Annotated in this window: 9 protein-coding genes; 5 read left to right on the forward strand and 4 right to left on the reverse strand. The window is 51.4% G+C overall.

Annotated elements, in window-relative coordinates; translation table 11 throughout:
- The first annotated feature begins 117 nt into the window (after positions 1-117).
- Complete coding sequence (locus tag QUE34_RS24715) at positions 118-1767, forward strand: Na+/H+ antiporter (RefSeq protein WP_000402207.1); 1650 nt, start codon at positions 118-120, stop codon at positions 1765-1767.
- 167 nt (positions 1768-1934) lie between these two features.
- Here QUE34_RS24715 and QUE34_RS24720 read toward each other — a convergent pair whose 3' ends face one another.
- The 4 genes from QUE34_RS24720 to acs all read right to left on the reverse strand — a co-directional run bounded on the left by QUE34_RS24720 (position 1935) and on the right by acs (position 7537).
- A complete protein-coding gene (locus tag QUE34_RS24720) occupies positions 1935-3227 on the reverse strand; it encodes a pentapeptide repeat-containing protein (RefSeq protein ID WP_032304298.1) in 1293 nt (430 codons plus the stop codon).
- Between the two features lie 178 nt (positions 3228-3405).
- Positions 3406-5055 carry a cation/acetate symporter ActP gene (actP, locus tag QUE34_RS24725; protein ID WP_032304299.1) on the reverse strand — a complete coding sequence of 550 codons (1650 nt, stop codon included), beginning with the start codon at positions 5053-5055 and terminating at the stop codon, positions 3406-3408.
- On the reverse strand, positions 5052-5366 hold the full coding sequence (locus QUE34_RS24730) for a DUF485 domain-containing protein (RefSeq protein ID WP_001014565.1): 315 nt from the start codon (positions 5364-5366) through the stop codon (positions 5052-5054). The genes actP and QUE34_RS24730 overlap by 4 nt, the downstream gene beginning before the upstream one ends.
- A gap of 212 nt (positions 5367-5578) precedes the next feature.
- Positions 5579-7537: an acetate--CoA ligase gene (gene acs / locus QUE34_RS24735; protein WP_032304301.1), complete on the reverse strand. Its 1959-nt coding sequence runs from the start codon at positions 7535-7537 to the stop codon at positions 5579-5581.
- A 392-nt stretch (positions 7538-7929) separates the two neighbouring features.
- Between acs and nrfA the strand changes: the two genes are divergently transcribed.
- The 4 genes from nrfA to nrfD are packed head-to-tail and all read left to right on the forward strand — an operon-like array spanning position 7930 to position 11598.
- A complete protein-coding gene (nrfA, locus tag QUE34_RS24740) occupies positions 7930-9366 on the forward strand; it encodes an ammonia-forming nitrite reductase cytochrome c552 subunit (protein WP_032304302.1) in 1437 nt (478 codons plus the stop codon).
- A 44-nt stretch (positions 9367-9410) separates the two neighbouring features.
- Positions 9411-9977 (forward strand): cytochrome c nitrite reductase pentaheme subunit, encoded by a 567-nt coding sequence (gene nrfB, locus QUE34_RS24745; RefSeq protein ID WP_001296647.1) that lies wholly within the window; start codon positions 9411-9413, stop codon positions 9975-9977.
- Positions 9974-10645, forward strand: coding sequence for a cytochrome c nitrite reductase Fe-S protein (nrfC, locus tag QUE34_RS24750; RefSeq protein ID WP_032304304.1), 672 nt, complete (start codon positions 9974-9976; stop codon positions 10643-10645). The genes nrfB and nrfC overlap by 4 nt, the downstream gene beginning before the upstream one ends.
- Positions 10642-11598, forward strand: a complete 957-nt coding sequence (gene nrfD / locus QUE34_RS24755) for a cytochrome c nitrite reductase subunit NrfD (protein WP_000195167.1) — start codon at positions 10642-10644, stop codon at positions 11596-11598. The genes nrfC and nrfD overlap by 4 nt, the downstream gene beginning before the upstream one ends.
- The last annotated feature ends 10 nt before the right edge of the window (positions 11599-11608 follow it).

Genomic DNA, 11608 nt, shown 5'->3' on the forward strand with positions numbered 1-11608 from the left:
GCTGCCCGTTTTTATTTTCTCCGCACATTGTGTGAGCTTTTGCGATATTCTGAAAAAATGAGAATTCAGGCATAACGCCTTTCTCAGATCATAAAAAACATCGCAAACAGGGAACGCATGGAAATCTTCTTCACCATACTGATAATGACCCTCGTGGTCTCGCTGTCCGGGGTGGTCACTCGTGTCATGCCCTTTCAGATCCCGCTTCCGCTTATGCAAATCGCCATCGGTGCGCTACTGGCGTGGCCGACGTTTGGTTTGCATGTGGAGTTTGATCCTGAACTCTTTTTAGTCTTGTTTATCCCGCCGTTGCTGTTCGCAGATGGCTGGAAAACGCCGACCCGTGAATTTCTCGAACATGGTCGGGAGATTTTCGGCCTCGCGCTGGCGCTGGTGGTGGTCACCGTGGTTGGCATTGGCTTCCTTATTTACTGGGTGGTGCCGGGCATTCCGCTGATTCCCGCCTTTGCGCTGGCGGCGGTGCTTTCTCCGACCGATGCTGTGGCGCTTTCCGGTATTGTTGGCGAAGGGCGCATCCCGAAAAAAATCATGGGTATTTTGCAGGGCGAAGCGTTGATGAATGACGCCTCCGGCCTGGTGTCATTAAAGTTTGCTGTGGCAGTGGCGATGGGGACGATGATCTTCACCGTCGGCGGTGCAACGGTGGAATTTATGAAAGTGGCAATAGGCGGTATTCTCGCCGGTTTTGTGGTGAGCTGGCTGTATGGTCGTTCGCTGCGATTCCTCAGCCGCTGGGGCGGTGATGAACCCGCGACGCAGATTGTTCTGCTGTTCTTGCTGCCATTCGCTTCTTATCTGATTGCCGAACATATTGGCGTTTCCGGCATCCTCGCTGCGGTTGCCGCCGGGATGACCATCACCCGCTCCGGTGTGATGCGCCGTGCGCCGCTGGCAATGCGCCTGCGCGCAAACAGCACCTGGGCGATGCTGGAATTTGTCTTTAACGGCATGGTGTTCCTGCTGTTAGGTCTGCAGCTGCCGGGTATTCTGGAGACGTCGCTGATGGCGGCAGAAATCGACCCTAACGTCGAAATCTGGATGCTGTTTACCGATATCATTCTGATTTATGCGGCGCTGATGCTGGTCCGTTTTGGCTGGCTGTGGACGATGAAAAAGTTCAGCAACCGTTTCCTGAAGAAGAAGCCGATGGAGTTTGGTTCGTGGACCACACGAGAAATCCTGATTGCGTCTTTTGCCGGGGTGCGTGGGGCGATCACACTAGCCGGTGTGCTCTCTATCCCGCTACTCTTGCCGGATGGCAACGTCTTCCCGGCGCGCTATGAGTTGGTGTTCCTGGCGGCTGGCGTCATTCTCTTTTCGCTGTTTGTCGGCGTGGTGATGTTGCCCATTCTGCTGCAACACATTGAAGTCGCAGACCATTCGCAGCAGTTGAAAGAGGAGCGTATTGCGCGAGCGGCAACGGCAGAAGTGGCGATTGTGGCAATCCAGAAAATGGAGGAGCGTCTGGCGGCGGATACCGAAGAGAATATCGATAACCAGCTGCTCACGGAGGTCAGTTCTCGCGTCATTGGTAACCTGCGTCGTCGCGCCGATGGACGTAACGACGTTGAAAGTTCCGTGCAGGAAGAGAACCTTGAGCGTCGCTTCCGTCTGGCGGCATTGCGTTCTGAACGTGCTGAACTGTACCACCTGCGCGCCACGCGGGAGATCAGTAACGAAACGCTGCAAAAATTATTGCACGATCTCGATTTGCTTGAAGCGTTGTTGATTGAGGAAAATCAGTAAGCCGAAAGCGACGTAACCAGGCCCGAGGTAATCTGAAAAAGGTGCAATCTTTTGCACCTTTTTCAGATTACCTCGGGCTAACATTCATGATTCTAAAATAAATAAGTCAGAAGTCCGTGAGTATCTCTCTTTTAAAGTCAATTCATTGGCTATTCTTCGGCTTAATCTCAATCTGCGTATTGCATAGTATCTTCAGTGGTATTCATAGACACTTCCTGAATATTATGCTCAGTTTGTGACATGCCAGTATGAGTGGCACAATCCTCTTCAAAGAGTTTCTGTAGTGTTATCAGGATATCACTATTAATGGGAATATTATCCTCCCCACGGAGAATGGATATGCCCATTCCCTGGACGATAGCCTCATCGAAATTAACCCGATAGAAACGGGTATTAAACATCCAGGCTTTTGTTAAAATAGAACAGTTGAAATGGCAATTGCTTAAATTGGCATTATTAAAATTAGCATTAGCCATATTAGAATCGGTACATATAACCATTTCGAGGAACGTATTTGTCAGCCGCGTAAAAAAGAGTTTGCTATTAATTAAGTTTATATTCTGGAGGGTTGCTTTGTTCAGGTTGACGCGAGAAAGATTAGCATGTTCAAAGTTAATTAAATCGAGTTTAGAGAAACTAAGGTCGGCTCTAAATAAATTAACATATGGCGCTATTACTTTATAAAGATTCACCTCAGCCATGTACGCCATATAAAAATTTGAATAGTCAAGGAAGGTATTTTTAATTTTAGCTCTAATCATTGTTGCATTGAAGAATTCAACATGCATAGCGGAGCATGCATTTAGAGTTCCGTCAGTCATTTTTATCTGAGCGAAATTTGAGTCATCGAGAATACAATTATCAAAAATTATTTTTTCCATTATGGCAAAATTAAAATTCGTTTGATACATATTACAGCCCTGGAAAATAGCATTTTGTAGTCTGCAACCTGCAAAATCCGAATTGGATAAATCTTCATCTTTAATCCTGATACCTTTCAGGCTAAGGTGTGAAAAATCGTAACCACCATTTACTGTCTGTGGGATTTCGATAGTATTATTATGGACAGTGACATTATTTATAAAATACACTACCTTAATTGACACTTCCTTATCTTTATTAAGGTAAACTCTTCTCGTAATTCTATCGTCATATTTATTACTTGCATATAAAGCTATATCTATAAAATATTTATGAATTTTCCTGTCAGTTTCTTTAGTGATTTTTCCTGATGGTAAAGTATCATAAGTTCTTTTCATTTTCTGAATCAAGCCTATCACTTTTTCATGATCATCCATTTTGAAAAGAGAGAGGGCTTTATTGTCAATTAACGTGTCTTTATGATGTTTGCTATAATTATCTGATTTTGTTTTCTTTGTATGTGATGGACTTGTGACAGAGTGGTTATCGTTAATCAGGCAAAGAGGGAAAAACATATTATTTAAACCATTATAGCGCATAAAATATCCTTATAATTAACAAGAAAGAAAAGGCATATTCTCTGCATTATCATTTTCTACGACTGTCAAAAATCGCTCATTTTTTTAATGAGTTTATTTGTTTAATATTATGGGAAAAGATGATGCATATTGGAGAGGAAGAGTATTCCCCGATCAAGCGACCGGGGAAGGGTAGAGATTAATGCGCGCGGCCTTGCTCAACACCAAAGCCGGTCTGGGAGCGGATAAACTGCGCACGGAACAGTTCACGCTCGCGCGCACCTTCCGCTGAATTATCCGTTGCCGAGAAGAACCAGATGCCGAGGAATGCCACGCTGATAGAGAACAGCGCCGGGTATTCGTACGGGAAGATGGCTTTTTCGTGACCGAGGATCTGTACCCAAATGGTAGGGCCGAGAATCATCAGTACCACTGCGGTAATCAGCCCCAGCCAGCCGCCCAGCATCGCGCCACGAGTGGTCAGTTTCGACCAGTACATGGAAAGCAGAATGATCGGGAAGTTACAGCTCGCCGCGATGGCAAACGCCAGGCCCACCATAAAGGCGATGTTCTGATTCTCAAACAGCACACCGAGGATAATCGCAATCACGCCCAAAATCAGGACGGTGATTTTCGATACTCGCAGTTCTTCACGTTCAGTCGCGCCTTTTTTGAAGACGTTAGCGTACAGGTCATGCGAAACCGCGGAAGCGCCTGCCAGCGTCAGTCCCGCAACCACCGCAAGAATGGTGGCGAAAGCAACCGCTGAAATAAAGCCGAGGAACAGGTTACCGCCCACGGCATTGGCCAGGTGAACTGCCGCCATGTTGTTACCACCAATCAGATGGCCCGCCGCGTCTTTATATTCCGGATTCGCACCGACCAGCATGATCGCACCAAAGCCGATAATAAAGGTCAGGATATAGAAGTAGCCCATAAATCCGGTGGCGTAGAACACGCTCTTACGCGCTTCGCGGGCATCGCTGACCGTAAAGAAACGCATCAGAATGTGCGGTAAGCCCGCCGTACCAAACATCAGCCCCAGACCCAGCGACAGCGCGGAGATGGGATCTTTCACCAATCCGCCCGGCTTCATGATATCGACACCTTTCGGGTGTACCGCCATCGCTTCGCTGAACAGATTGTTGAAGCTAAAGCCGACGTGTTTCATCACCATAAAGGCCATAAAGCTGGCACCGAACAGCAACAGCACAGCTTTGATAATCTGTACCCAGGTGGTCGCCAGCATGCCGCCGAACAGGACGTACATCATCATCAGTACACCGACCAGCACCACGGCGACGTGATAATTAAGGCCAAACAGCAGCTCGATGAGTTTACCTGCCCCCACCATCTGGGCGATAAGGTAAAGCGCCACCACCACCAGAGAACCACAGGCCGAAAGAATACGGATTGGCCCCTGTTTCAGGCGGTACGAGGCTACATCGGCAAAGGTGTAGCGACCGAGGTTACGCAGACGTTCGGCAATCAGGAACAGAATGATCGGCCAGCCCACCAGGAAGCCCAGCGAGTAAATTAAGCCATCATAGCCGGAGGTAAACACCAGCGCGGAGATACCCAAAAATGAGGCGGCAGACATATAGTCCCCGGCAATCGCCAGCCCGTTCTGGAAACCGGTGATATTGCCGCCTGCGGTGTAGTAGTCATTACGCGAACGTACGCGTTTTGACGCCCAGTAGGTAATGCCGAGCGTAAACACGACGAAAATCAGGAACATAATAATCGCCTGCCAGTTCGTTGGCTGGCGCTCTACGGCCCCGCTAATAGCATCCGCGGCGTTAGCTGCGAAAGGGAGTGTGGCGGCAAGCGCCGTCAGAACTCTTTTCATGATGCTTGTACCTCATGCAGGACTTCATTATTAAGACGGTCGAATTCGCCGTTCGCCCGCCAGATGTAGATACCGGTGAGAACAAAGGAGATCACGATCACTCCAACACCAATCGGAATACCGCGTGTGACGCTGGTGTTCGGATTCAGCGGGGTGCCCAGCCAGCCGGGCGCGAAGGCGATCAGTAAAATAAAGCCGATATAAACTGCCAGCATAATAATCGACAGGATGGTGGCAAACCGTTGCCGTTTTTCGACTAACTCCCTGAAATGCGCATTGTCTTCTATCCGCTGATAAATAGTGCCATTCATCACAGATTCTCCAGAGGTAATGTAGGGATTGTTTTAATTCCCGCGCCCTTATGGGAGCGGGTTAACGCCCAGGTAACCCTTGCCTTATGTAGGCCGGATAAGGCGTTATACGCCGCATCCGGCAATCAATGCCTGATGCGACGCTGTCGCGTCTTATCAGGCCTACAAATCGTTTCCGACTTGTTGCCCGGATCGCATCCGGCAATTGAGAGTTACGAGGGCATCGCGATAGCCTGCTTCTCTTCAAGCAGCTTCTCGACTACGCCAGGATCGGCAAGCGTCGAGGTATCGCCCAGGTTGCTGGTATCGCCCGCCGCAATTTTGCGCAGAATACGGCGCATAATTTTGCCGGAGCGGGTTTTAGGCAGGGAGTCGGTCCAGTGCAGCACGTCTGGCGTCGCCAGCGGGCCAATCTCTTTACGCACCCAGTTGCGGACTTCTGCGTACAGTTCTGGTGACGGTTCCTCCCCGTGATTAAGCGTGACGTAGGCGTAGATCGCCTGACCTTTAATATTGTGCGGAATACCCACGACAGCGGCTTCGGCAATTTTCGGATGCGCCACCAGCGCCGACTCAATCTCTGCCGTCCCCAGACGGTGACCGGAGACGTTCAGCACGTCGTCCACACGCCCGGTGATCCAGTAATAGCCATCTTCATCACGACGCGCGCCGTCGCCGCTGAAATACATATTTTTGAAGGTGGAGAAGTAGGTCTGTTCAAAACGCTCATGATCGCCAAACAATGTACGCGCCTGACCCGGCCAGGAGTCGGTGATCACCAGGCTGCCTTCGGTAGCCCCTTCCAGCGGGTTACCTTCGTTATCGACCAGCGCCGGTTGCACGCCGAAGAACGGACGTGTTGCCGAACCGGCTTTCAGCTCGGTAGCGCCAGGCAGCGGCGTGATCATGAAACCGCCAGTTTCGGTCTGCCACCAGGTATCGACCACCGGACATTTCTCGTTGCCGATCTTCTTCCAGTACCACTCCCACGCTTCCGGGTTGATTGGCTCGCCTACGGAACCGAGAATGCGCAGCGACGAACGGTCAGTGCCTTCGATCGCTTTATCGCCTTCTGCCATCAGCGCGCGGATCGCCGTGGGCGCGGTATAGAGAATATTGACCTGATGCTTGTCCACCACCTGGGCCATACGGGCAGGCGTCGGCCAGTTCGGTACGCCTTCAAACATCAGCGTGGTCGCGCCGCATGCCAGCGGGCCGTACAGCAAATAACTGTGCCCGGTAACCCAGCCCACATCGGCGGTGCACCAGTAGATATCGCCAGGATGATAATCAAAGACATATTTAAAGGTCAGCGCCGCGTACACCAGATAACCGCCGGTAGTGTGCAGCACGCCTTTCGGCTTCCCGGTGGAACCGGAGGTATAGAGAATAAACAGCGGATCTTCGGCGTTCATCTCTTGCGCCTGGTGCTGATCGCTCGTTTGCTCAATCAGATCGTGCCACCACAGATCGCGCCCTTCCTGCCAGTCAATTTTTCCGCCAGTACGCTTCAGTACCACCACATGCTCAACGCTAGTGACATTCGGATTTTTCAGCGCGTCATCGACGTTTTTCTTCAGCGGAATACTGCGCCCAGCGCGCACACCTTCGTCAGAAGTGATCACCAACCGTGAGTTGGAATCGATAATGCGTCCGGCAACGGCCTCTGGTGAGAAGCCGCCGAAAATCACCGAATGCACCGCGCCAATGCGGGCGCAGGCCAGCATTGCGACCGCAGCTTCCGGCACCATCGGCATATAAATCGCCACTACATCACCTTTTTTAATGCCCAGCTCGAGCAGGGTATTGGCGAAGCGGCAAACATCGCGATGCAGCTCTTTATAGCTGATATGTTTGCTCTGGCTGGCGTCGTCGCCTTCCCAGATGATGGCGGTGCGATCGCCGTTTTCTTGCAGATGGCGGTCAAGGCAGTTCGCCGCCAGATTCAGCGTGCCATCCTCGTACCATTTAATGGACACATTACCCGGGGCAAAGGAGGTGTTTTTCACCTTCTGGTAAGGTTTGATCCAGTCGAGAATTTTTCCCTGTTCGCCCCAGAAGGTATCTGGTGCGTTAATAGATTGTTGATACATCGCCTCGTACTGCTGAGGGTTTATCAGGCAACGGTCTGCGATGTTGGCAGGAATGGTGTGTTTGTGAATTTGACTCATGCTTTTGTTCTCCTTGTAGGATGTTAATAATATGTGGCATAAGCGTTAAATGTAGGGGTATTGGCAGTTTTGTTTAGTATTTGGGCGACAGATCACGCAAAAGTAGAATTGTGCAAATAAACGGCAGGGTAATTTTTGAAGGTCAGCAACAAAAGTTGATTAATTCTTTGAGGAACATGCAGTTATGCATGCTGTTGAAAAAGAGGAAGATACTGACTAACTCTAAAGTGGTATTTCACATGCACTTACAATTGATTAAAGACAACATTCACAGTGTGGTTATTTGTTACACATAGGGGCGAGCAATGTCATGACAGTGTAGGTGCGGTTACTGTCGTGAAAAACAATAAAAACCGCCATTGCAACAATGGCGCAATTCGGATGAAGCCCCTATGACAAGGATAAAAATAAACGCACGCCGTATCTTCAGCTTATTGATTCCTTTTTTCTTTTTCACTTCTGTTCACGCTGAACAAACGGCTGCTCCCGCAAAACCTGTAACTGTGGAAGCGAAGAATGAAACCTTTGCCCCGCAGCATCCCGATCAATATCTCTCCTGGAAAGCCACCTCTGAACAGTCAGAGCGTGTTGACGCCCTGGCGGAAGATCCACGGCTGGTGATCCTGTGGGCGGGGTATCCTTTCTCGCGCGATTACAACAAGCCGCGTGGACATGCCTTTGCTGTGACCGATGTGCGTGAAACCCTGCGTACCGGTGCGCCGAAAAACGCTGAAGATGGTCCGCTACCGATGGCATGCTGGAGTTGTAAAAGCCCGGATGTGGCGCGTCTGATCCAGAAAGACGGCGAAGATGGCTACTTCCATGGTAAATGGGCGCGTGGCGGCCCGGAAATCGTCAACAACTTAGGTTGTGCCGATTGTCATAACACCGCCTCACCAGAATTCGCCAAAGGCAAACCGGAATTAACCCTTTCCCGTCCGTATGCGGCTCGTGCGATGGAAGCCATTGGTAAACCTTTTGAGAAAGCCGGACGTTTCGACCAGCAATCGATGGTTTGCGGTCAGTGCCATGTGGAGTATTACTTCGATGGCAAAAACAAAGCCGTTAAATTCCCGTGGGATGACGGCATGAAAGTCGAAAATATGGAGCAGTATTACGACAAAATTGCCTTCTCTGACTGGACTAACTCCCTGTCGAAAACGCCAATGCTGAAAGCGCAGCACCCGGAATATGAAACCTGGACAGCGGGCATTCACGGTAAAAACAACGTGACCTGTATCGACTGCCATATGCCAAAAGTGCAGAACGCCGAAGGCAAACTCTACACCGACCATAAAATTGGTAATCCGTTTGATAACTTCGCCCAGACTTGTGCGAACTGCCATACCCAGGACAAAGCTGCCTTGCAAAAAGTGGTCGCGGAACGTAAGCAGTCGATTAACGACCTGAAAATCAAGGTTGAAGATCAACTGGTTCACGCTCACTTCGAAGCGAAAGCGGCGCTGGACGCAGGCGCGACAGAAGCCGAAATGAAGCCCATTCAGGACGATATTCGTCATGCCCAGTGGCGTTGGGATCTGGCGATCGCTTCCCACGGCATTCATATGCACGCACCGGAAGAAGGTCTGAGGATGCTCGGTACGGCGATGGATAAAGCGGCGGATGCGCGCACCAAACTGGCGCGCCTGCTGGCGACCAAAGGCATCACCCATGAAATCCCGATCCCGGATATCTCGACCAAAGAGAAAGCCCAGCAGGCCATTGGCCTGAACATGGAACAAATCAAGGCTGAGAAGCAGGACTTTATCAAAACGGTGATCCCGCAGTGGGAAGAGCAGGCACGTAAAAACGGTCTGTTAAGCCAATAACCCTGTTCCGCCTCGCAAGGGGCGGAAAACACAATGGAGTGAATATGAGCGTATTACGTTCGTTATTAACTGCCGGGGTGCTGGCGTCGGGCCTGTTGTGGAGCCTGAACGGAATTACCGCTACCCCTGCGGCGCAGGCATCTGGTGATCGCTACGAAGTTACCCAGCAGCGTAACCCGGATGCCGCCTGTCTGGACTGTCATAAACCAGATACCGAAGGTATGCATGGCAAACATGCTTCTGTTATCAACCCGAATAACAAACTGCCGGTCACCTGCACCAACTGTCACGGCCAGCCATCACCGCAACACCGCGAAGGGGTGAAAGATGTGATGCGCTTTAACGAGCCGATGTACAAGGTTGGAGAGCAGAACAGCGTCTGTATGTCCTGCCATCTGCCGGAACAGTTGCAAAAAGCGTTCTGGCCGCACGATGTCCACGTAACCAAAGTGGCGTGCGCCAGCTGCCATTCCCTGCATCCACAGCAAGATACGATGCAGACGTTAAGTGACAAAGGACGGATTAAGATTTGCGTCGATTGCCACAGCGATCAGCGCACCAATCCGAACTTTAACCCGGCGTCTGTTCCGTTGCTTAAGGAGCAGCCATGACCTGGTCTCGTCGCCAGTTTCTCACCGGCGTCGGCGTGCTGGCAGCCGTCAGCGGCACCGCAGGACGCGTGGTGGCGAAAACGTTGAATATCAATGGGGTGCGTTACGGCATGGTGCATGACGAGTCGTTATGCATCGGCTGTACTGCCTGTATGGATGCTTGTCGGGAAGTGAACAAGGTGCCGGAAGGCGTCTCGCGCCTGACAATTATTCGTAGCGAGCCGCAGGGCGAATTTCCTGATGTGAAATATCGCTTCTTTCGTAAGTCTTGCCAGCACTGCGACCATGCACCGTGCGTTGACGTCTGCCCAACGGGTGCGTCTTTTCGCGATGCTGCCAGCGGGATTGTCGATGTTAACCTAGATCTCTGCGTCGGTTGTCAGTACTGCATCGCCGCCTGTCCGTACCGCGTGCGCTTTATCCATCCGGTCACGAAGACGGCGGACAAATGCGATTTCTGCCGTAAGACCAATTTGCAGGCCGGTAAGCTCCCCGCGTGCGTTGAGGCTTGCCCGACGAAGGCGCTGACGTTTGGCAATCTGGACGATCCCAACAGTGAGATTTCGCAACTGCTACGCCAGAAGCCCACTTACCGCTACAAGCTGGCGCTGGGAACCAAACCGAAGCTGTACCGCGTACCGTTTAAATACGGGGAGGTGAGCCAATGACGCAGACTTCCGCATTTCATTTTGAATCGCTGGTGTGGGACTGGCCGATTGCCATCTACCTGTTTTTGATTGGTATTTCTGCCGGTCTGGTGACGCTGGCCGTGCTGTTACGTCGCTTCTACCCACAGGCGGGCGGTGCAGACAGTACGTTGCTGCGCACCACGCTGATTGTCGGGCCTGGCGCGGTGATCCTCGGTCTGTTGATCCTCGTCTTCCACCTGACAAGACCGTGGACCTTCTGGAAGCTGATGTTCCACTACAGTTTTACCTCAGTGATGTCGATGGGGGTGATGCTGTTTCAGCTCTACATGGTGGTGCTGGTGTTGTGGCTGGCGAAAATCTTTGAACATGATTTGCTTGCCCTGCAACAACGCTGGTTGCCGAAGCTGGGAATTGTGCAAAAGGTTCTGAGCCTGCTGACGCCCGTTCACCGCGGACTGGAAACGCTGATGCTGGTGCTGGCGGTGTTGCTGGGGGCTTATACCGGCTTTCTGCTGTCTGCGCTGAAATCATATCCGTTCCTCAATAATCCGATTTTACCGGTGCTATTCCTCTTCTCCGGCATCTCGTCCGGTGCGGCGGTGGCGTTGATCGCTATGGCGATACGCCAGCGCAGTAATCCGCATTCCACGGAAGCGCACTTTGTTCACCGGATGGAAATCCCTGTGGTATGGGGCGAAATCTTCCTGCTGGTGGCGTTTTTTGTTGGCCTGGCGCTGGGCGATGACGGCAAAGTGCGTGCGCTGGTGGCAGCATTGGGCGGTGGTTTCTGGACGTGGTGGTTCTGGCTTGGTGTCGCCGGGCTGGGGCTGATTGTGCCAATGTTGCTCAAACCGTGGGTCAATCGCAGTTCCGGGATTCCTGCCGTGCTGGCGGCGTGTGGGGCCAGCCTGGTCGGGGTGTTGATGCTGCGCTTTTTCATTCTCTACGCTGGGCAGTTGACGGTGGCGTAAGCCAGAAAAG

Origin of the sequence: Escherichia sp. KS167_9B (assembly GCF_030295215.1) — a bacterium.
In the GTDB taxonomy this organism is placed as follows: Bacteria; Pseudomonadota; Gammaproteobacteria; order Enterobacterales; family Enterobacteriaceae; genus Escherichia; species Escherichia coli_F.